Source organism: Streptomyces sp. NPDC048297, assembly GCF_043201585.1.
Classification (GTDB): Bacteria; Actinomycetota; Actinomycetes; order Streptomycetales; family Streptomycetaceae; genus Streptomyces.
In genome coordinates, this window is sequence record NZ_JBICZA010000017.1 from 62,548 (window position 1) to 84,114 (window position 21,567).

Sequence of the window (21,567 nt, forward strand, 5' to 3'; positions counted from 1 at the left end):
CCCCGCACTTTTCGATCACCCTGAAGGGGCGCGGGGATCTGCGCGCTCAGCCACCCTCCACCACGTCAAGGGACACGACCCGCCTTCGCGTCACAGCCGGCGGTGGATGCCCCGGGCTCCGTAGGCCTTGCCGGAGGCGGCGTGGATGCGGTGGATGTGCTCGACGAGCCGTTCGTCACGCAGGTGCCGGGCGGATGCGGGCCGCCTGCGGCGGGCGTTGTATGCCGAGACCGACAGGTCCAGTTCCCGGCACACCGGCTCGACCCCGAAGTCGTCGCGGAGGTGGTCGATCACCGCGTCGGCCTCGTGCGGGGCTGGTCGAGCTCCTTCGCGAAAAACACCGGAGCAGCTTTGAGGATCTCATTGGCTCGCCGCAACTCGGCTATTCCCTTGCGGAGTTGTGTGAGAGTTCGGCCCGCTCGGCGGTGGTCAGCAGGTCGGGCCGGCTTCCCTGGTCGGCTTCGGCCTGGCGAACCCAGCCCCGCAATGACATCAAGAGCCGTTGCGCCGGCCAAACACCATGACCGGTTGCGGCCGTGTTCGATGCCGTCCCCCTGAAGGCGGTGGGCCCTGCGCTGCTTGAATCCCTGCCGGCTGGCGATGCGCCCCCCACCGTCACGCGCTCACGTGTCGAGGGCTTCCGGCGCGTCCGCACCTCCAACAGGCTCCGCGAACGTGCGCCGGTACCTCGACGGGCTGGTCCGCATCAGCGCCGTGAAGTGCACCCGCAGCGATTCTGCCGAGCCGAAGCCGCTGAGGTGCGCGATCTCATCGATGCCGAGGCCGGTGGTCTCGAGGAGCTCCCGGGCACGGGCAACGCGCTGCACGGCCACCCACTGCATGACGCTCGACCCGGTCGCGGCCTGGAATTTACGGCGCAGTGTACGCGGGCTCATGTGGCTGTGCCGGCTGACAGCCTCAAGCGTGAGCGGCTCGTGGATGTGCTCCAGAATCCATGCGGTGACCACGGCGATGTTCGGATCCCCAGTGGGCGGCAAGGGCTCGATGTACTGCGCCTGCCCTCCCTCACGGTGTGGCGGGCTGACCATGAAGCGCGCCATGGCGTTCGCAGTGGCCTGACCATGGTCGAGCCGCAGAAGGTGCAGGCACAGGTCGGTTCCGGCGAGGACGCCGGCGGACGTGAAGACCCCGGTGTCCTCGATGTACAGTTCCGCCTCACGGACGCGCACTGATCGGTGCCGATCCCGCAGGAGCTGCGCCCAGTGCCAGTGAGTAGTGGCACTGCGACCGTCCAGGACGCCCGCAGCCCCCAACGCGAACGCGCCAGTACAGATGGACACCATGCGGCTGCCCCGCTCGTACGAGTCACGCAGCCTCGCCACCAACTCCGGGTCCGTGGGCACGGTGGGATCTTCCACGCCGGTCACGACCACCGTGTCGGCTGATTCGAGCTCGTCCAGTGACCCGAGTGCGGTAACCGCAACGGGACCTGGGCCGACCATGGAGGCAGGGCCGACAAGGGCCAGCTCGTAGGGTGTGCCGTCCGGCCTTGACACGAGCAACTTCGCAGGCCAGCGGCCGAATACCTGCTGGGGAACGGCGACGTCCAACGGGACGAAGCCGTTCTGTACCACGACTACGACCTTGGCCAAATCCTTGGGACTATTGTCCATTTGGCCATGGTACCTAGGCTGCCGTCTTCCTACGCTGCTTACGGCCTTGAAAGATGACATCTGGAGGAATGCGACATGTACGTAGTGGTCGAAACCTGGACCCCCAAGCAAGCTTTCCTTGCCGCAGACGAGGAGACGCGACAGGCTCTGTTCGCGGGCATCCAGGACGCCATGAAGCAGCTTGCCGCGGTCGATGTGGTGACGCTCGGCTGGGGCCGCACGGACGAGGCGGTGCAGAACGGGACCGAGTATCAGTGGTTCGCGGTCTGGCAGGCTCCCTCCAAGGCACTGGTCGACGGTTTCCTCGACGGTGTCGACCGGTCCGGGTGGTACACCTACTTCGAACAGACCAACATTGTGGGCGAACTGCGGTCCGCGGATGCGGTCATGGCGGAGCACCTGACCCTCAGGGTGGTAGAGCGATGAGCCTCCTGGACTCCCTGCCGGAGAAGATCGGAAGCTGGCCGCGAACGCGTGCGACAGAGGCCGCTGTCGAGTTCACCGCTGAACATTTACCTGCGTACCTCCTCAATCACACCATCCGCAGCTATTTCTACGCCCGCAGCATCGCCGCCACGCAGAAGCTCGACGCAGGCACGGACTACGACGACGAGACCCTGTTCCTGGGCAGCGTGCTGCACGACATCGGCCTGACCGATGAAGGTCAGGGGCCGAACCGGTTCGAGGTGGACGGAGCCTTCCGGGCCGCCCGCTTCGCGCGAGAGCATGGACTCTCCGATGCCGCGGCAGACCTCGTATGGGACGCGGTGGCGCTGCACACGTCCCCCGGGATCGCGCTCTTCAAGCAGCCGGAAGTTGCTCTTACCTACCTCGGGACAGGGGCTGACATCTGGGGATTCGGCGCCGAGGCGGTGGATCGCGCAGTCCTGGACGCCGCTCACGAGGCGTTCCCCTGGCTGGATCTGCGCGAGCAACTCCTCGAGACCGTCGCGCACCAGATCGATGAACAGCCGTCGAAGTGGATGCCGCTGTCGTTCGTCGACGCAACGTATCGCAGCCTGCGGCCGGACAACCCCTTCCCGGGGCTGGACAAGTTCCGAGCCGCCCCCGTCGTTCCGGGCTGAAGCACGTCCCGCACAACGCCCACTTGGCATGACCGGCGCCGGTCATGCCAAGTGGGCGCCCTCTTCCTCGCTGCCTGCAGCGACACCGACGACAAGTCCAGCCGGGATGCCGACAGCAGCAAGCAGACCACATCGGCGCCCATGAAGGCCTGTGACTTCAATGACGCCGATGTGATGTTCACGCAGGGAATGCTCCCGCACCACCAGCAGGAAGTGGGACGCCGTTTACGGCGCCCGATCCTCCATCCCCGCGCAGCTTCCCATCGCCCTGAAGGGGCGCGGGGAACTGCGCGACGAGCCACCGACCACCCGCACCGGCGAGACCACCTCACCCCACGCCACCCCTACGGCACACCCGCGGCCAACGCAATCGTCGTGATCGCCGAAGGCCCCACCCTGCAGCACCCCCCGATCAACCGCGCCCCCGCCGCACGCCACCCCTCCACCCGCTCCGCGCCGAACGTGGCCCGGCCGTCCCACATCCGCGCTCCCGCGTCCCACGTCTCCCCGCTGTTGGGGTAGACGACCACCGGCTTACCGGTCACCCGCGCCGCCGTCTCCACCGCGTACTCCACGTCCTGGGGCGCACAGCAGTTGACCCCGACCGCGATCACCTCGTCGACCTCGGCGGCGAGCCCGAACGCCTCCTCCAGGGACTGCCCGGCCCGCGTCCGCCGCCCGTCGACCGTGTACGAGAGCCACGCCGGCACCCCCATCCCCCGCACGACCCTCAGCAACGCGACCGCTTCGTCGGTGTCCGGCACGGTCTCCAGCGCGAGCACGTCCGGCCCGGCACCGGCCAGCACCTCGATCCGCGGCCGGTGGAACCGCTCCAGCTCGGCCACGCTCAGCCCGTACCGCCCCCGGTACTCCGCGCCGTCCGCGAGCATCGCCCCGTACGGCCCGACCGACGCCGCCACCCACAACGGCCGAGCTCCGCCGGCACCCCCCGCCTGCCGAACCCGTGCCCGTACCGCCCCACGGGCCAGCTCCACACTCGACGCCATCAGCCGCGCGGCGCCCGCGCGGCCGATCCCGTGCTGTGCGAAGCCCTCGAACGTGGCCTGGTAGCTCGCGGTGATCGCCACCTCCGCGCCCGCCGCGAAGTACGCGAGATGCGCCTCGGTGACCGCCTCCGGCCGCTCGGCGAGCAGCCGTGCCGACCACAGGTCGTCGCTCAGGTCGTACCCGGCCGATTCGAGCTGGTTGGACATGCCGCCGTCGAGCACGACCGTTCGCGCGGCGAGGGCCTCGGCAAGGCTGGGGGAGCGGTGGCTGTTCATGTCACGACGCTAGTCCAATCCACCCGGCGCCGACCGCCGGCCGCCGGCCCGATGCCCGGCTCGCCTCCCGGCGACGGTTCGGCGGCTGCCGAAACGTACGGTGCCTAGCGTGGACGCATGACCGCAGAGCCAGCCGTGACCCCTTTCGCCGCACTCCACGACCGCCCCGGCGAGCCGCTGCTCCTGCCCAACGCCTGGGACCACGCCTCGGCCGCCGCCCTCGCGGCCCGCGGCTTCGCCGCGATCGCCACGACGAGCCTCGCCGTGGCGGCGGCCACCGGCCTCCCGGACGGGCAGGCCGCGACCCGCGACCACACCCTCCGCCTGGCCCTCACCCTCGGCTCCGATCCCTACCTGCTCTCCGTCGACGCCGAAGCCGGATTCTCCGACGACCCGGGCGAAGTCGCCGAGTTCGCCCGCCAGTTGTGGGCCGTCGGCGTCGTCGGCATCAACCTGGAGGACGGGCTCGGCCCGGCCGCCCGGCACGCCGCGAAGATCGCCGCGGTGAAGGCGGCCGTGCCCGGCCTGTTCGTCAACGCCCGTACGGACACGTACTGGCTGGGCGACGGGCACGGACGGGACGCCGAGGCGGAGACCCTGCGCCGCCTCGACGCCTACCGGCAGGCGGGCGCCGACGGCGTGTTCGTGCCCGGCCTGACCGACCCCGGCCGGATCGGGACCCTCGTCCGGCACCTCGACGCGCCGCTCAACATCCTCTACTCGCCCGCCGGCCCCACCGTCCCCCGACTCGCCGACCTGGGCGTCCGCCGGATCAGCCTCGGCTCGCTGCTGTACCGGCGGGCGCTGGGCGCGGCCCTGGACGCGATGGCCGACATCGTGGCCGGCACGGTGCCGGGCGGGACGACACCCTCCTACGACGAGGTGTGCGCGCTGGAGAGAAGCATCGCGGTGAGCAGGTCGGCGACCTCCACGGGGTGATCGAGGGTGCCGAGATGCCCGCCCGGGAGTTCCACGAGCGCACCGCCGAACCGCTCGGCGAGCGACTCGGCGGTCTCGTAGAGGAGTTGACCGCGCGAGTCGCTGCCGGCAGTCAGGGTGAGACGACCCCCGGAGGCACCGAGGGAGGGACCGAGGGAGGGAAGGTGGGAGTCACCGAGGGAGGGAAGGTGGGCGGTGAACGGCCGCAGGACGTGGGCGAGGAAGACGCCCATCGGGGTCGCCGAGGGACCCTCCGCGGGCGGGCGGCCGGGCCCGTCGAGCTGGTCGATCGGCTCCTCGCGCCGCCGCTGCCCGTCCGGCAGCACCAGGACGCAGGGCGGTTCGTGCGCGACGACGTGCGCCAGCCGCTCCGGATGCCGGGAGAGCAGTTCGAGCACCGCGACGCCGCCCGCGCTGATCCCGAACGCGTACGCGGACTCGCCCGGCGCGAGCACCTTCTCCAGCACCTGGTGCGCCCCGTCGGCCCAGTCGGCCGGCCGCTGGTCCGGGACCGGCAGACCGAGCCGGCCGTGGGCGAGGCCCAGCGGGTCGTACGTCACCACGGTGAAGCGCCGCGCCAGCCGCTCGGTGAACGGGCCGAGCCCCATCGGGTGCCCGGCCCCGCCCGGCACGAGCAGCAGCACGGGACCGCTGCCCGTGACCTCATGGGCGTACGAGACCTCTTCGGCCGCCTCGGTCATCGTTCTTTCCTTCCCGGCCCTTCCCGGGGCCAGTGGGTGAGCGCGAGGTGGAGGGCGTCGACCGCCTTGTCCCAGGAGACTTGGACGTCCCGGTCCGCGCCGAAGCCGCCGGTGGACTCCAGCACGCAGTAGCCGTGGAAGGTGCCGCGCAGCAGGCGTACGGCGTCGGTCAGGTCGGGTTCGGCCAGGTCGTAGGCGCGCAGCATGCCGTACGTGATGTCGGCCGTGCGGCGCAGGGCGGGAGTGCCGGCGATCAGGGCCTGGTCGACGCGGATCTGGGTGGCGGCGTACCGCCCGGGGTGCTCCAGGGCGTAGGCGCGGTAGGCGTTCGCGAACGCGGTCAGCGCGTCCTTGCCCGCCCGGCCCGCCACCGCCTGCGCGATCCGGTCGATCAACTCACCGCCCGCGTACAGCGCGAGCCGGGTCCGCAGGTCGTTCAGGCCCCGGACGTGCGAGTACAGACTCGCGTCCTTCACCCCGAACCGCCGGGCCAGCGCGGACAGACTGACGTTCTCGAAGCCCGCCTCGTCGGCGAGTTCGGCGGCTGCCGCCACCAGCCGGTCGGCGGTGAGCCCGGCTCGCGCCACGAGCCACCTCCTGGACCTTCTGAGACTGGACGTTCTCAGACTGGATGTACTGAGGATTCCTAGGCTGAATCCTAGAGGGTCCAGGAGGTGGGTCCGGGGTCATGGGTCAGCCGGTCTGCGGGGGTTCGGCCGGGGAGAAGACGAAGGAGAACCGGGCGGGTTCGGCCCGCAGGTAGTACTGGGGGAGTGGGCCGGGCCCGCAGGACTGGGAGCCGAGACCGTGCTGGCCGTGGTCGAGGTTGACCCACACCGTCTCGCCGGGGGTGAGGTCGCTGCGGTGGGCGGCGGCGTCCAGTCGCTCGGTGGTCCAGCGGCGGGCCGTGAAGGAGAACTCCGGGTCTCCCTCGACGCGCAGGCCGCCCAGCTCGGCCCAGCGGACGTCGGCGCGGGCGCCGTTCTCCTGGGGGCGGACGTACGGGGTCTGCAGGACGTCCACGGTCGACTGCCAGAGGCCGATCAGGGAGGCGAGCCGGCTGTCCGGGTAGGCCTCGCCCGGCCCGCCGCCGTACCAGCGCACCTCGTCGGCCGCGGACAGGCCGAAGCGGATGCCGAGCCGGGGCAGGGGCACACGCCAGTCGCCCTCGGGGGTGACGGACACGGTCAGCCGCAGACGCTCGCCGTCCGAGGTCCAGCGGTACACGGTGGCCAGCCCGATCTCCGCGGCGGCCGGCGCCACCCGCGTGCGGACCGTCAGCGCCTCGTCGTCCAGGTCCACCGCGTCCAGGCGGTGCCGCATGCGGTGCAGGCCGAGTCCGCGCCACAGCAGACCGTGGCGGAGGTCGGGCTGCCAGGGGGCGCCGTCGTCGTTGTCGGTCGTGGCCCGCCACACGTCCAGGCGCGGCCCGGTGACGTCCACCCCGCCGATCGTCCGCAGCGCGCCGGTGCGGGCGTCGAAGGAGGCGGGGCCGAGCGTGATCCGTCCGTTCGCCGTGCCGGGAACCGGTGCGGCCGTCGGCGCGAGCGACGGGGACCGGCGCGGCGACACGGTGAACTGGCCCCAGGCGACGACGTGGTCCTTCGCCGCCCATGGGGTGTCGGCGGCGAGCCGCGCCCGTACGGTCCAGTGCGCCTCGCCCTGCGGGGCCGTGACCGGCGCATCGGGCAGCTTCACCTCGGCCGACTCACCGGGTGCGAGCGCGGGGACCGGCAGGGTGCCCGTCCCGACCGTCTCGCCGTCCACCTGGTACGACCAGGTGAAGGCCAGCGCGGACAGGTCGGCGAAGTCGTAGGTGTTGGTGACCCGGACCGTGCCGCCGATGCCGACGCCCTCGATGGTGACCGGCTCGATCACCTTCTTGAACTCGATCAGCCCGGGGGAGGGCCGCCGGTCAGGGAAGAGCAGGCCGTCGCAGACGAAGTTGCCGTCGTGCAACTCCTCGCCGAAGTCGCCGCCGTAGGCGTAGCCGAACCGCTCGTCCTCGATGCCGTGGTCGATCCACTCCCAGACGAATCCGCCCTGGAGCCGGTCGTACGCCTCGAAGATCCGCTGGTAGTCGGCGAGTCCGCCGGGGCCGTTGCCCATGGCGTGGGCGTACTCGCAGAGGATGAAGGGGAGTTCATGGCGCTTGTGGGTGCCGCCGTCCTGGCGCCTGCCGATGCGCTCGACCTCGGCGTGGTCCGCGTACATACGTGAATACATGTCTGTGTCACGGCAGTTGACGTCGCCCTCGTAGTGCACGAGCCGGCCCGCGTCCCGGTCGTGGATCCACTCGGCCATCGCGGTCAGGCCGCGGCCGGTACCCGCCTCGTTGCCGAGGGACCAGATGACGACCGACGGGTGGTTCTTGTCCCGCTCGACCATCCGGGCGGCGCGGTCGAGGAGGGCCGGGGTCCAGCGGTCGTCGTCGACGGGGTTGTCCCGCCAGCCCTGTTCGGTGAAGCCGTGGGTCTCCAGGTCGCACTCGTCCATCACCCACAGGCCCAGCTCGTCGCACAGGTCGAGGAAGGCGGGGTGCGGCGGGTAGTGGGAGGTGCGGACGGCGTTGATGTTGTGCCGCTTCATCAGCAGCACGTCCTCGCGCATGGTCGCGAGGTCCAGCGCGCGGCCCTTCTGCGGATGCCATTCGTGCCGGTTGACGCCCTTGAGGAGGACGGCCTTCCCGTTGACCTTGATCAGGCCGTCCGACAGCTCCACCGTACGGAAGCCGATGCGCAGCGGGATCCGCTCGCCCTCGGTGGCCAGCACACCGTCGTACAGCGTGGGCGTCTCCGCCGACCACGGCTCGACCGGGACGGTCACCGACTCACCGGTCGCCATGTCGACAGCGAGGCCCGGGACGGTCACGCGGCCGTCCACGTCGGAGTCGACGCGCAGGGTGCCGGTTCCGGTGACGTGGTCGTAGGCGGCGTGCACGAAGAAGTCGAGGGCGCAGCCCGCCGGACGGTGCAGCAGGGTGACGTCACGGAAGATGCCCGGCAGCCACCACTGGTCCTGGTCCTCCAGGTACGAGCCCGCCGACCACTGGTGGACCCGGACCGCGAGGACGTTGCCGGTGGGCGTCAGCAGATGGCCGACCGCGAACTCGTGCGGCAGCCGGGAGCCCTTGAACTCGCCCAGGTCGGTGCCGTTCAGCCACACGCGGGCGCAGGACTCGACGCCGTCGAAGCGGAGCACCGCCCCGCCGCTCGCCAAGCCGACTCCGCCGTCCGCGAGGCCGGGCCAGTCGCCGGGCAGGTCGAAGACGCGCAGGTGGTCGCCGGTCGGGTTCTCCGTCGGGACGCGCGGCGGGTCGACGGGGAAGGGGAAGCGGTGGTTGGTGTAGATCGGGGAGCCGTGGCCCTGAAGGACCCAGTGTCCGGGGACGCGCACCTCCTCCCAGCCGCCGGCGTCGTACCCCTCCTGGGCGAAGGAGTCGTCCTCGGCGTCGGCCGTGCCGGACAGCCGGAAGCGCCAGTCGCCGTTCAGGGAGAGGGACTTGGCGTCCGAGGACGCGTACCAGGCCCGGGGCGGCAGCGCCCCGCTGCCCGGGGAGACGTCCTCGACGTAGTCGGTGGTGGTGAGGGAAGCCATCGGTCTCCTAGCTCAGCACGAGGGAACGGCATCGGAACGGCGATAGAAACGGCGATCGGAATGGGATCGGAACGGCGATCGGAACGGCGATCGGAATGGGATCGAAGCGGCGATCGGAGCGGAGGTCAGCCGGCCGGCGCCACCGTGCGTGGATGGCCGGCGCGTGGCGCGGTGCCCGGTCCGGTCCGCTGTCCGGCGGACCGCAGGACCCCCTCCAGCGCGAAGGTGGCCGCGCCGAGGGACACGGGGTCGGTGGGGATCGGGGAGAGGACGATCTCGGTGGCGGCCAGTGGACGGCCGAGCGCGCGCCGCGCGACGGCCGCACGGACCTCCCGCAGCAGCGGCTCGCCCAGCCGCGCCGCCACCCAGCTGCTCAGGACGACCACTTCGGGGTTGAGGAGGTTGATCAGGTCGGAGATCGCGGCGCCCAGGTAACGGGCGGTGTCCCGCAGCGCGTCGAGCGCGACCGGGTCGTTCGCGGCCACGGCCGCGGCCAGGGCGTCGATCGTGGCCGTCTGGTCTGCGGAGCGCAACAGCGGGGAGTGCGGGCTGAGTTCGCGCAGGTTCCGCATGATGCCCGGCGCGCCGACGTACGTCTCCACGCACCCCTGACCGCCGCAGTGGCAGGGCCGGCCGTCCAGCACGAGCGTGGTGTGCCCCCACTCGCCCGCGCTGTTGCTCACGCCCCGGTGCAGGCCGCCGCCGAGCGCCAGCCCCGCGCCGACACCGGTGCCCAGGTTCACCACCACGGCGTCCGAACGGCCCCGCGCGGCCCCGAACCACAGCTCGGCCACCGTGCACGCACGCAGCGGATTGTCCAAGTAGAGCGGATACGGCAGGTGTTCAGCGAGCAGATCGAGCAACGGCACGTCACGCCAGCCCCAGTTGGCGGCGTACTCCACGACCGCCGTGTCCCGGTCCACCTGGCCCGGCATGCTGACACCGACCCCCAGCACCCGGCCCGCCGCATCGGCACCCGCCCGCGCGACCACCGAACCGACGGCGGCGACGACCTGCCCGGCCACCTGCTCCGGGCGGCTCGCGCCGGGCCGCACCTCCTCCTCGGCACGGGCCAGCACGTTCAGCCCCAGGTCGAACAGCTCGGCATGGACGTACGTCTCCGCGATGTCGACGCCGATCAGCGCGCCGCCCGACGTGTCGACGGCGACCAGGCCCCGCGGGCGGCCCCCGGCGGAGTCCTCGAAACCGACCTCGGTGATCAGCCGCAGGTCCAGCAGCTCACCGACGAGCGTGGCGACCGTGGCCAGGCTCAGCCCGGTGGCCGCCGCCAGCTCCTGCCGTGAGGTGGGCGATACGGCGATGATCTGGCGCAGCACCTCATAGCGGTTCGCGGTGCGGATGTCCCGTGAGGTGCGCTTCACGGAGCCGGCCTCCCAACCCGTCCTGAGCCGGCCGGTGCGTCAGGAGCACCGGCCGGCGCCAGGCTAGGGCCCGGAGGGACTTTCGACAAGGGGTTACGAAAGGGGTTGAGAAAGGGGGTGGGACGAGGGGCTGAGAAAGGGCGGAGGACGTCGGGGCGCGGACGGTACCGGCCGGGCGAGGCCGGACGTCAGTCGCCGAGTACGTCCCGGACGAACGCGTTGGCGAACGTGCCGGTGGGGTCGAGGGTGCCGGCCAGGGCCCGGAAGTCGGCCAGGCGCGCGTACCGCCCACGGACGGCCGCCGCCGGCATCGTGAACACCTTGCCCCAGTGCGGGCGCGGATCGAACGGCTCCAGCGCCTGCTCGACCAGGCCCACCACCGGGAGCACCGCCGCCGCGTCCGCGATCCAGGTGAAGTGCACCGCGACCGAGTCCCGGCCGTGGGCCGGGCTGAGCCACTGCGCGTCCGCGGCGATCGTGCGCACCTCGCAGGTCTGCAGCACACCCGCGAACGCCGACCGGATGCCGTCGAGCGCGTGCAGCACGTCGAGGGCGGTCGACCGCGGCATCAGGTACTCCGACTGCGACTCCTCCCCGCTGCTCGGCGTGAACTCCGCCCGGAAGTGCGGCAGTCGCTCGTGCCAGGGCCCCGGCACCCCGAACTGCTCGGTGCAGTTCACCCCGGGCATCCCCGGCACCGGGTGCATCGCCTCGGTCGCCGGCCCGGCCCACGGGAAGTCCACCGGCGCCTGGTCGGTGCGCCGCTTCACCCACACCTGCCGGAAACCGGGCTCCCGCCAGTCGGTGAACAGACTCACGCTGTACGCCGCTCCCGCCACCGTCTCGTAGTCCAGCCCGGCGAGCGGCAGTTCGGTGAACACGTGCTGTTCGACCTCGTACGACGGCTCCAGGTCGAGCGTGAGCGCGGTGACCACGCCGAGCGCGCCGAGCGAGGTGACGGCCCCGCCGAAGCGGGCGTCGCCGCGGGCGATCGTCACCGTCGAGCCGTCCGCCGTGATCAGCTCCACCTCCCGTACCGGCGCCGCGAGCGAACCGTTGCCGACGCCCGAGCCGTGCGTGCCGGTGGCCACGGAGCCCGCCACCGAGATGTGCGGCAGCGAGGCCATGTTGGGCAGGGCGAGGCCGTGCGCGTGCAGGGTGCGGGCGAGTTCCGCGTACCGGACGCCGCCCGAGACACGCGCCGTACGGGCCGCGGTGTCCACGTCGACGACCGGCGGCAGCGCGGCCAGCGACAGCAGCACGCCCTCGCCGCCGGGGTCCGCGATGCGGTTGAACGAGTGGCCGCTGCCCAGCACCCGCACCTTCGCGCTCTTGGCCACCAGGGCCCTGAGCGCGTCGAGCGAGTCCGGACGGTGGAACTCCCCGGCCGTGTAGGTGATGGTGCGCGCCCAGTTGGTGACCGCACGCGTCGGCTCTGTCATCGCTGTCGTCCTTCCCGGAGAGCGCGTCCGCGTCGACTCTCCGCGTTGACCCTCTCATCCGCGGCGACCTACGGTGGAGATCGCTTGCGGTCCCGTACGTACCGCGCCGTCGCGAGCACCGTTTCCGAGCCGACGCGAGCCGCTGCGGACCCTTGCGGTGTCGCCGAGGGCTGTTCCTCAGCCGTTCTGACCCGCCCAAAGCTGTGCCCAGCCATCCCGCGTCACCCCGAGCCGTCATCCCGATCCCTCACCCCGAGCCATCGCCCCGAGCCGTCATCCCGATCCCTCACCCTGAGCCGTCACCCCGAGCCGTCACCCCGAGCCGTCACCCTGAGCCATCGCCCCGAGCCGGAGGATCACGTCCTTGCCCGAGCGTCCCCAGGCCCTGTTCGCCATGACGGCCCGGCACGTGCCCCGCCTCTTCCCGCCGGACCTGCTGGGCCGGCTGCGGGAGCACGTCGACCTCGACCCCGCCCTCGTCGCCCAGGACTTCACCGACCCCGCGACCCGGGAGACCCTGGCCCGCACCGAGGTCCTGATCAGCGGCTGGGGCTGCCCCCGCCTCGACGCGGCCGTCCTGGACGCGGCCCCGGGACTCCGCGCGGTGCTGCACGCGGCGGGCTCGGTCAAGGGCTTCACCACGCCCGAGGTGTGGCGGCGCGGCATCCTCGTCTCCTCGGCGGCCGGCGCCAACGCGCTGCCCGTCGCCGAGTACACGCTCGCCATGATCCTGCTCGCCGGCAAGGACGTCCTCGCCCGCCGCGACCGGCTGCGCGGCCACCGCACCCAGCCCACCGACCGCACCCACCGCACCGGAGACTTCGGGCCCGGCAGCGGCGGCGAACTCGGCAACCACGGCCGGCGCGTCGGCATCGTCGGCGCCTCCCGCGTCGGCCGCCGCCTGATCGAACTCCTGCGCCCCTTCGACCTGCGCGTCACCCTCACCGACCCGTACGTCGACGAGGCCGAGGCCGCCCGCCTCGGCGTCCCCCTGCTGACGCTGGACGACCTGCTGCGCACCTGCGACACCGTCACCCTGCACGCCCCGGCGACCCCCGAGACCCGGCACCTGATCGGTGCCCGCGAACTCGCCCTGATGCCGGCCGGCTCCGTGCTGATCAACACCGCGCGCGGCGCCCTGATCGACCACGACGCGCTGATCGGCGAGCTGCGCACCGGGCGCCTGAGCGCCGTGCTCGACGTCACCGACCCCGAGCCGCGCCCCGCCGACTCACCCCTGTTCGACCTGCCCAGCGCCTTCGTCACCCCGCACCTCGCCGGCTCGGAGGGCAACGAGCTGGCCCGGCTCGGGCGGACGGTGGTAGAGGAGGCCGCGCGGCTCGTGGCGGGCGACGGACTCCGGTACGCCGTCGACCTCGCCGAGCTGGAGCGGACGGCGTGAGAGTGGTTCGCGTCGGAGCAGACCATCTGCTGCGGATTTCGTTGACTGGAGACCTTTAGGGAAGCGATTTCGTAAATCTATGGCTCACCGGATGCGCTTTCAGTAGATTCTCCGGCCATGACCTCAGACGCTCTCCCCGCGCGGCTCCCCGAGACCGACCTCACCCGGCACCGGCGCCTGCGTGCGCAGGGCAGCCGGGAGCGGGCCGATCTCGAGGCGATCCTGGACGCCGGGTTCATCTGCCACCTGGGCGTGGTGGTCGAGGGACGGCCCCTGGTCGTGCCGACCGTGTACGGCCGAGACGAGCGGCAGCTGTACCTCCACGGGTCGGTGGCGAGCCGCAGTCTCGCGGGCGGCGTCCCCGTCTGCGTCACCGTCACGCACGTCGACGCACTGGTGCTGGCCCGGTCGGTCTTCGAGCACGGGGTGAACTACCGCAGCGCCGTGATCCACGGCGAGGCCCGCAAGGTCACCGACCCGGACGAGAAACTGGAGGGCCTGCGCCGGCTCACCGAGCACGCCACGCCGGGGCAGTGGTCGTACGCCCGCCTGCCGAACCGCAGGGAACTCGCCGCCACCACCCTCCTCGCCCTCTCCCTGGAAGAGGCCTCGGTCAAGATCCGCACCGGGGCCCCCGAGGACGGTGACGGACCCGACGCCGAGCTGGGCCTGTGGGCCGGGACCCTGCCGCTGACCACGGTCTGGGGCGCCCCCGTGGCCGACCCGGTACTGCCGCCGGACGTCCCCGTTCCGGGACACATCGCGCGGCGAGAGGGGACCCGCCACGGCTGACGTGCGGGCGGGGGCATACCGTGAGGAGCCGTACGCCTGAGCCGGGAGGAGAAACGGGATGGGCAGCCGTACCGCGCTGGTCGAGGATCTGATGGAGCGCTTCCCGCATGTGCCACGGGAAGCCGTCTTCAAGGAGGACCTGCTCCGGGGCGGCGTCGCCTTCGACCCGTCCGCCCTGAGTGACAACGAGAACGGCGAGGTCAAGCCGAAGTCGTACTTCATCTTCTCCTTCGACCACGGCACCCTGCCCGAACTGGGCGAGGCCGCGCTGCGCCGGCCCCCGGAGGAGATCATCCTCACGGGCGGACCGTACGACCTGCGCCGTACGGTGGTCTCCGTACGGGTGAATCCGTCCTCGCCGTACCGGGTCGCCGCCGACGAGGAGGGGCTGCTCGGCCTCTACCTCGACGGGAAGCGGATCGCCGACGTCGGTGTGCCGCCGATGCCCGAGTACTACCGGCACACCCTCTCCAACGGGAAGTCCGTCATGGAGGTCGCCCCCACCATCCAGTGGGGCTACCTGATCTACCTGACCGTCTTCCGGGTGTGCCAGTACTTCGGCGCCAAGGAGGAGTGCCAGTACTGCGACATCAACCACAACTGGCGCCAGCACAAGGCGGCGGGGCGGCCGTACACCGGCGTGAAGGACGTCGAGGAGGTCCTTGAGGCCCTGGAGATCATCGACCGGTACGACACCCAGAAGGCGTCCACCGCCTACACCCTCACCGGTGGCGCCATCACCAAGACCGTCGCCGGGCGGGACGAGGCCGACTTCTACGGCCACTACGCCAAGGCCATCGAGGAGCGCTTCCCGGGCCGCTGGATCGGCAAGGTCGTCGCCCAGGCGCTGCCCAAGGACGACGTGCAGCGGTTCAAGGACTACGGCGTGCAGATCTACCACCCCAACTTCGAGGTGTGGGACCGCCGGCTGTTCGAGCTGTACTGCCCCGGCAAGGAGCGCTATGTCGGCCGGGACGAGTGGCACAAGCGGATCCTCGACTCGGCGGAGATCTTCGGCGCGCGCAATGTGATCCCCAACTTCGTGGCGGGCGTGGAGATGGCCGAGCCGTTCGGCTTCACCACCGTCGACGAGGCCATCGCCTCCACCACCGAGGGCCTGCGCTTCTTCATGTCGCAGGGCATCACGCCCCGCTTCACCACCTGGTGCCCCGAGCCCACCACCCCGCTCGGCAAGGCCAACCCGCAGGGCGCGCCGCTGGAGTACCACATCCGTCTGCTGGAGGCCTACCGGTCGACGATGGAGGACTTCGGCCTCTCCTCCCCGCCCGGCTACGGCCTGCCCGGCCCCGGCCGCGCGGTGTTCTCCGTCAGCTCCTTCATGGACAGCCTGCCCGCGGAGGAGCCGGCGGAGGCCTGAGTGAACACCGGGGCGCCCGCGTCCGTACTCCAGGCCGGAGCTGCGGGCCCCGGAGCCGCGGGCCCCGTAGTCGTGGGCCGGTCGCGGTCGCCGGCCGCAGCCGCAGGCCGTAGTCCCGGTCGGTGTCGCAGTCGCGAGGCGCAGTCGCGGGCCGGGCGGACGCGGTCACTCCCGGCGACGGGCGGTCACCGGACTCGGAACTGCCGCTTGTCAGTTGTGTCGATGACGTGAAAGGCTCCTGCCCGCCGCGAGGTTTCCCTCAACTCCCATTGTTCTGTGGAGAGTTGACCTCGCTCGTGGATGCAGGAGTCCCATGCCCGACCTGTCGGCCCCTCAGGACGCCACCGGGTCCGCGCTGTTCTCCGAGTGCTGGGACGCGGTGCTCTCCTACGCCGACCTGTGCGCCGCCGGCTCCCTCGCGGCGCACCAGCTGGCGACCGAGGCGTTCACGGCCGGCATGCGCGAGGCACGCGCCGCGGGCTCGTCCTTACACGGTCCGGGCCGGCGCTCCGCACGGCTGCCGATGATCCCGGAACTGCTCACCGCCGTCCGCACCACGGCCGCCGCGTGGGAGGCCGACGGCCAGGGCGACAAGCTCGACCCCGACTTCAGACTGTGGCTCAACTCCGGCAAGGCCGCCCGCTACACGGGACCGCCCCTGCAACGCCCGATCGCCCTGCGCGGCCTCAGGGACATGCAGGAGGCGGACGCCTCACTGCTGTGGCTCGCCGAGGTGGAGGCGCTGCCCCTGCCCACCGTGGCCCGCCGCCTCGGCCTGGACCCGGACACCGCCGCCGAGGAACTCGACCAGGTCAGCGGGGTGTTCCGCGACCGCTGCCGGCGTGCCCACCGCGACACCCCGATGGACGCGCAGTGCCGCAGCTACGCCCGCCTGCTGGACGGCGTCACCCGCTCGCCCGCCGCCGACACGCCCGAGGAACTGTCCCGCCACCTCGCCACGTGCGTGCGGTGCGCCGAGGCCGCCGCCTGCCTGCGTCCGCACGGTGGCGGCCTGCCCGGCGCGCTGGCCGGCGGGGTCCTCGGCTGGGGCGGCCTCGCCTATCTGGAACGCCGGCGCCGCGCCGCCGAGGTCCGCCTCGGCGCGGACGGCCCCGGGCCGGCCGGCACCGGCGACCCCGAGGAGAACGCGGGCCGCCACCGCGTCCTGCGCGGCGGACTGCTCGCCGCCGCCGTCCTGTTGTCCGCGCTGGCGCTCGGCGTCTCGATGATGCCGTTCGACGGTTCCGGCGGGGGCCGGGCCGCCGCCCATGACGACGGGCGGACGGTCACCGACCCCGGCCCCCTCACCTCCGCCACCGCGTCCGGGCACGCCCGCACCCCCTCCCCGGCCACGCCGTCCGGCTCCTCCGCCGCACCCTCCGTGACCCCCACCGGAAGCCGCACCCGCGACAAGAACCCGGGGCCCGCACCCCAGGGCACCTCCGCTCCCGCTCCCGCTCCTTCCCCGACCCCCGGCCGCTCGACCTCCTCCGCCCCCACCTGCCAGGTCGCCTACCACCTGGACAGCCAGTGGAGCACCGGCTTCCAGGCCACCCTCACCGTCACCACCGAACAGGCCCTCACCGACTGGCAGATCGGCTGGACCTTCCCCGACGGCCAGGACGTCGGCCGGATGTGGGACGCGGACACCGACCAGAACGGCACCCGCGTCACCGCCGCCGCCGGCGACTACAACAAGGCCGTCGCCGCGGACTCGGCCTTCACCTTCGGGTTCGTCGGCACATGGCAGGACCGCAACCGGGCGCCGTCCGCATTCACGCTCAACGGGAGCCCGTGCGCGACGAGTTGACGCGGCCAGCGGACCGGGTCAGGGCCCGGCCCCTTTGGCACACCCCGCTCAGCACGACGGTCGTTCCCGCGGTCCGCGCCAAGGCTTCCGGGCCACGGGGCTATCCGAGGGAAATGGCGGGAGCCGCAGCGTGCCTAGTGATTGTTCAAGCCCGCCATCGTCATCCTGTCCACTGAGGTTCGGTATTCGGCAGGGACGACGAAAGGCTGGTCAAGTGAAGCTCGGGAAGAAGTTCGCCGCAATCGGTACCGCCGCTATTGCGACGGTGCTCTTCAGCGCCGGGGGCGCGCAGGCTCAGGACGGTGGGCTGCTCGGCCTGCTGGGGAACACGTCACCGTTTCCGATCTCCCACTCGATGAGGCAGGCCGAGATGGGCGGTGACGACGGTGCCCAGGCCAACAACACGAACAACAACACGAACAACAACAACAATGCCGGCGGCGTGAACAACAACAATAACAATAACAACAACAACGGAGGAGGTACGAACAACAACAACAATAACAACAACAACGCCGGAGGCGCGCAGGCTCAGGACGGCGGGCTGCTCGGTCTTCTGGGCATCACGAAACTCTTCAATTTCCAGGTCTGCCACCCGGTGGGCCAGGGCGGAAAGGGAAACACCTTCTCAGGGAACCAGAACGTCAACTGCGTTCAGGGCTGAGAGCACCCCGGAGCCCTTTCAGCGCTCGGAACGGTGAAGTTTCCGGGCGGCTTCGTGGCGGGTGTGAACGCCGAGTTTGGTCAGTACAGCGCCCACGTGATGCCCGGCGGTCTTGGGGCTGATGTAGAGGCGGGCGGCGATCTCGGCATCCGACAGGCCCTCCTCCAGCAGCTTCAGGACGTCCAGCTCCCGGTTGGTGAGTCCGTACGGATTGGTCCGGGTGGCCGCCCGCGGACCACGCCGGACCGGGCGGACACCACGGGCGCGCATCAACGCGCGTGTGCGTGCCACGGCCGGCCGGGCGCCGAGGGCCTCGAAGGTGACCAGGCTCTGGCGCAGTGCGCGCGCGTCACCGGACAGGCGGGCCAGCGCGGCGTCGTACGGACAGCCGAGTTCGTCCCAGCGCGCCGCGGCAGCGGCCCAGTCGCCGGCCAGCTCCAGCGCGTAGGGCTCGGCCGCCGGAACCTGCGGGGGCGCTCCTCCGGCGCGGCGGATCCAGCAGGCCAGCGGCCCGGACAGCCAGGGGTGGGAACGCTTCGCCAACGCGGCCAGACCGCGCTGCGCCTCGGCCTGCACCCACGTGTGATCACCGGCCAGCCAGGCCGCCTCGACCCGGGCCTCCCACGCCTGGCCCGTGTCCAGCAGGCAGTTGCCGTCGATCAGACTCGCCGCCTGTTCCAGCAGCGGCCACACCTGCGGCTTGCCCTGGCGGGCCCGCACCAGCCCCATGGCGGTCAGGGCCTGGGCCCGGACGACCGCCGGTGAGCGGGGATGGGACAGGAGCTTCTGACAGGCATCCGCGGCCCGGGTCCACAAGCCCCGGTTCAGCAGTCCCCAGCTGTCCCAGGCCCTGGTGCACAGGGTGTAGGACAACAGCTCGCGGTCGAGGCAGTAGGTCTCCGCCCGGGTCACGGCCGCGGTGGTCCGGACGGCGTCACGCTGCAGCGCGCCCAGCCAGCACAGGGTGAGCGCCATGGAGCCCGCGTCCACCGGCAGATCCCGCGCCATCGCGCTGGAAACCGCCTCTTCGCAGTCCTCCCAGCCGCTCCCGTCGCCCCCGTCGCTCAGCATGCGTGCCGCCGCGGCATGGAAGCGCGCCTGGACGACCACCCCCGGATCGCCGAAGCGCTCACCCAGAGCGCTCGCCTTCTCGGCGTAGGCGGCGACCACCGCCACCCCCGCATGCCCGTAGCAGGCCAGCTGGCAGAGGTTCACGTACGCCCTGGCCAGTTCCCGGCTCGGTCCCAGCCCTTCGAGCACGCGCACCGCGTCCAGGCCGGTCTGTCCGGCCTCGGTGGTCCGCCCAGCCGGCCACAGCCAGGACGACAGCCACCGCAGGTCCTCCCCCTCGCGCAGCCGGTCGCCCAGCGCATGACGCAGCCTCACCGCCGTACGGCGGGAAGCGATCCCCTCGTCCAGCTGACTGGACAGGAAACAGGCCTGCGAATGGCCTTCCAGCAGGGACGTCTGCTCGACCGGCGGCAGGCGGTCGGCGTGCCGCAGCGCGCGGGCGTACTGCGCGGCCGCTTCCCGGTGCGCGCCCACCGCGGCGGCGTGGAAGGCCGCCGCGGGCGCGTACTCCAGCACGGCGGCGGGATCTCCGGCGCCCTCGGCGTGATCGGCCAGCAGCGCCAGGTCATCCGCGGCGACCGGGCCGGAGCGCATCGTCGCCAGCGCCTGCCGGTGTACCCGCCGGCGGTAGGCGGCGGGTACGGCCTCCAGCACCGCCAGCCGGGTCAGCTCGTGACGGAACTCGGTCACCTGGCCGTCGTCGCGCACGATTCCACAGGCCACCGCCTCGTCGAGCGCGTCCTCCGGGGACGGCAGTATGTGGGCCAGCAGCGGCAGCGAGACGCGGCGTCCCAGGACGGCCAGCACGTCGACGACCATGCGCGCCGCGGTAGACAAGCCGGCCAGGCGGCCGGCCACGGCCTCGCGCACCGTCGTCGGGATGGGCTCGGTGGGGGCGGCCAGAATCTCGGTGACGATGAACGGGTTGCCGGCGGAGACGTGATACAGGTGCTCGGCGTCGATGGCATGGTCGTCGGCGAGCCGGGCGACGGCGCGGTGGCTCAGGGGGGCCAGGTCGTGGCGGTGCACCCACGGATAGCCGGCCAGGGTGCCGAGGAGCGCGGTCAGATCGTGGGTGCGGCCGATCTCGTCGTCGCGGTAGGTGACCAGCACCAGTGCCGGAACGTTCGGCAGGCGCCGGGCCAGGTAGCGCAGCAGGTCCATCGTGGTCTCGTCGGCCCAGTGGACGTCCTCCACGACCAGCAGGGTGGGACACCCTCTCAGGTCGGCGAGCAGACAGTCGAAGACCTCTTCCGAACGGCACGTGCCGGACAGCACGCCCGTCAGAGCGGTGCGCACCGGCTCGCCCAGGCGCGGGGCCAGGTCCATCAGCGGACCCAGGGGGCGGGGTGTGGCCAGCGGGTCACACGCGCCGACCAGAACCCGGACACGGGGATCCGTCATCTGGGACAGACGGTGAACGACGGCGGTCTTCCCGATGCCGGCTTCGCCGCGCACCAGGGCCAGGCGTCCAGGACCACTCACGACCGCCTGCAGGTGATCGGCGAGCTCCTGGAGTACGGCGTCTCGCTCTAGCAGGTCCATCACCAGCAGTCTCCCTCCGTGACCGGAGCCGCGCAAAAGATCCAGACCGGGCCGGACCCCTCGGCAGGTGGGGCGGTGTCTTGTGACACGGAGGTGGGACTTGGGGTGTGGCGGGGGTGGGATAGGGGGTCTGCTCACGTGAGGTGTGGGGTGTGCGGAGGAGGAACTTGGGGCGCCCGCCCGATGTGCTCCCCGACTGCGGCAGGGCATGCTGACCGAAGCGATAGAGATTCAGAGCCTGTAAAAGGCGAATCAGATCGCCGTCGCCAGTCGAGTTGCGATGTTGCGGAAAGCGAACCGGGCTGACGGCGCATTTTTGCGAAGCGTGTTTTCCGTTACCGAATTGAGCCGCGAATCGACAGGATCCATCTCATCGGAGAGGAATCGTCATGCTCAACAAGTACGTCAAGCGGGCCGCACTGCTGGCCGCGTCAGCTGCTCTCGCCGCGGGCGGCGCCGCCCTGGCACCTTCCGCTGCCGTGGCTGCCCCGGCGCCCACAGGAACCCACGCGACGGCACCGAACGACAGGGGTGGAAACAACAACAACAATAACAACAACAACCGCCACAAGGGTCGCGGCGGGAACAACAACAATAATAACAACAACAACGGTGGCAGGGGTGGGAACAACAACAACAATAACAACAACAACGGTGGCAGGGGTGGGAACAACAACAACAATAACAACAACAACGGCGGAGGCGGGAACAACAACAACAATAACAACAACAACGGTGGAGGCGGGAACAACAACAACAATAACAACAACAACGGCGGCAGGGGTGGGAACAACAACAACAATAACAACAACAACGGCGGCAGGGGTGGGAACAACAACAAC

The 21,567-nt window shown here is 71.4% G+C and carries 18 protein-coding genes; 9 read left to right on the forward strand and 9 right to left on the reverse strand.

The genetic code is table 11. From position 1 onward, the window contains the following. Positions 1-90 precede the first annotated feature (90 nt). Both ACGFYV_RS20095 and ACGFYV_RS20100 read right to left on the reverse strand, forming a co-directional pair. Positions 91-294: a hypothetical protein gene (locus ACGFYV_RS20095; RefSeq protein ID WP_393879742.1), complete on the reverse strand. Its 204-nt coding sequence runs from the start codon at positions 292-294 to the stop codon at positions 91-93. A 329-nt stretch (positions 295-623) separates the two neighbouring features. Then, positions 624-1,634: a GlxA family transcriptional regulator gene (locus tag ACGFYV_RS20100; protein ID WP_393879743.1), complete on the reverse strand. Its 1,011-nt coding sequence runs from the start codon at positions 1,632-1,634 to the stop codon at positions 624-626. Positions 1,635-1,709: 75 nt separating this feature from the next. Between ACGFYV_RS20100 and ACGFYV_RS20105 the strand changes: the two genes are divergently transcribed. Together ACGFYV_RS20105 and ACGFYV_RS20110 are read left to right on the forward strand one after the other, a co-directional pair. Then, positions 1,710-2,060, forward strand: coding sequence for a DUF6616 family protein (locus tag ACGFYV_RS20105; protein WP_393879744.1), 351 nt, complete (start codon positions 1,710-1,712; stop codon positions 2,058-2,060). Next, positions 2,057-2,719: an HD domain-containing protein gene (locus ACGFYV_RS20110; protein WP_393879745.1), complete on the forward strand. Its 663-nt coding sequence runs from the start codon at positions 2,057-2,059 to the stop codon at positions 2,717-2,719. The genes ACGFYV_RS20105 and ACGFYV_RS20110 overlap by 4 nt, the downstream gene beginning before the upstream one ends. A gap of 344 nt (positions 2,720-3,063) precedes the next feature. Here ACGFYV_RS20110 and mmuM read toward each other — a convergent pair whose 3' ends face one another. Beyond that, positions 3,064-4,002 (reverse strand): homocysteine S-methyltransferase, encoded by a 939-nt coding sequence (gene mmuM / locus ACGFYV_RS20115; RefSeq protein ID WP_393879746.1) that lies wholly within the window; start codon positions 4,000-4,002, stop codon positions 3,064-3,066. A 117-nt stretch (positions 4,003-4,119) separates the two neighbouring features. On the opposite strand from mmuM, the gene ACGFYV_RS20120 reads away from it, so the two are divergent. Then, entirely contained in the window at positions 4,120-4,941 is an 822-nt protein-coding gene (locus ACGFYV_RS20120) for an isocitrate lyase/phosphoenolpyruvate mutase family protein (RefSeq protein ID WP_393879747.1), read from the forward strand. Here the strand turns inward: ACGFYV_RS20120 and ACGFYV_RS20125 are convergent. The 5 genes from ACGFYV_RS20125 to ACGFYV_RS20145 form a co-directional block, all read right to left on the reverse strand. Then, entirely contained in the window at positions 4,875-5,642 is a 768-nt protein-coding gene (locus ACGFYV_RS20125) for an alpha/beta fold hydrolase (RefSeq protein ID WP_393879748.1), read from the reverse strand. The two genes, ACGFYV_RS20120 and ACGFYV_RS20125, sit on opposite strands and share 67 nt — an antisense overlap. Continuing rightward, positions 5,639-6,229, reverse strand: a complete 591-nt coding sequence (locus tag ACGFYV_RS20130; RefSeq protein WP_393879749.1) for a TetR/AcrR family transcriptional regulator — start codon at positions 6,227-6,229, stop codon at positions 5,639-5,641. The genes ACGFYV_RS20125 and ACGFYV_RS20130 overlap by 4 nt, the downstream gene beginning before the upstream one ends. Positions 6,230-6,335: 106 nt before the next feature. Continuing rightward, positions 6,336-9,239: a glycoside hydrolase family 2 TIM barrel-domain containing protein gene (locus ACGFYV_RS20135; RefSeq protein ID WP_393879750.1), complete on the reverse strand. Its 2,904-nt coding sequence runs from the start codon at positions 9,237-9,239 to the stop codon at positions 6,336-6,338. A 125-nt stretch (positions 9,240-9,364) separates the two neighbouring features. Continuing rightward, positions 9,365-10,621 (reverse strand): ROK family protein, encoded by a 1,257-nt coding sequence (locus ACGFYV_RS20140; RefSeq protein WP_393879751.1) that lies wholly within the window; start codon positions 10,619-10,621, stop codon positions 9,365-9,367. 188 nt (positions 10,622-10,809) lie between these two features. Then, on the reverse strand, positions 10,810-12,063 hold the full coding sequence (locus ACGFYV_RS20145; RefSeq protein WP_393879752.1) for an FAD-binding protein: 1,254 nt from the start codon (positions 12,061-12,063) through the stop codon (positions 10,810-10,812). Between the two features lie 364 nt (positions 12,064-12,427). On the opposite strand from ACGFYV_RS20145, the gene ACGFYV_RS20150 reads away from it, so the two are divergent. From ACGFYV_RS20150 to ACGFYV_RS20170, 5 genes are all read left to right on the forward strand, one after another. After that, positions 12,428-13,465: a hydroxyacid dehydrogenase gene (locus ACGFYV_RS20150; protein ID WP_393879753.1), complete on the forward strand. Its 1,038-nt coding sequence runs from the start codon at positions 12,428-12,430 to the stop codon at positions 13,463-13,465. 117 nt (positions 13,466-13,582) lie between these two features. Continuing rightward, a complete protein-coding gene (locus ACGFYV_RS20155) occupies positions 13,583-14,257 on the forward strand; it encodes a pyridoxamine 5'-phosphate oxidase family protein (protein WP_393879754.1) in 675 nt (224 codons plus the stop codon). Between the two features lie 58 nt (positions 14,258-14,315). After that, positions 14,316-15,635 (forward strand): radical SAM protein, encoded by a 1,320-nt coding sequence (locus ACGFYV_RS20160; RefSeq protein WP_393879755.1) that lies wholly within the window; start codon positions 14,316-14,318, stop codon positions 15,633-15,635. Positions 15,636-15,948: 313 nt separating this feature from the next. Then, positions 15,949-17,445, forward strand: a complete 1,497-nt coding sequence (locus ACGFYV_RS20165; protein WP_393879756.1) for a cellulose binding domain-containing protein — start codon at positions 15,949-15,951, stop codon at positions 17,443-17,445. Between the two features lie 214 nt (positions 17,446-17,659). Then, on the forward strand, positions 17,660-18,109 hold the full coding sequence (locus ACGFYV_RS20170) for a hypothetical protein (protein WP_393879757.1): 450 nt from the start codon (positions 17,660-17,662) through the stop codon (positions 18,107-18,109). Positions 18,110-18,127: 18 nt separating this feature from the next. On the opposite strand, the gene ACGFYV_RS20175 is transcribed toward ACGFYV_RS20170, so the two are convergent. Beyond that, positions 18,128-20,725 carry an ATP-binding protein gene (locus ACGFYV_RS20175; RefSeq protein WP_393879853.1) on the reverse strand — a complete coding sequence of 866 codons (2,598 nt, stop codon included), beginning with the start codon at positions 20,723-20,725 and terminating at the stop codon, positions 18,128-18,130. Between the two features lie 389 nt (positions 20,726-21,114). Here ACGFYV_RS20175 and ACGFYV_RS20180 point away from each other — a divergent pair. Beyond that, the coding region (locus tag ACGFYV_RS20180; protein WP_393879758.1) for a hypothetical protein at positions 21,115-21,567 on the forward strand (453 nt) is incomplete at its 3' end.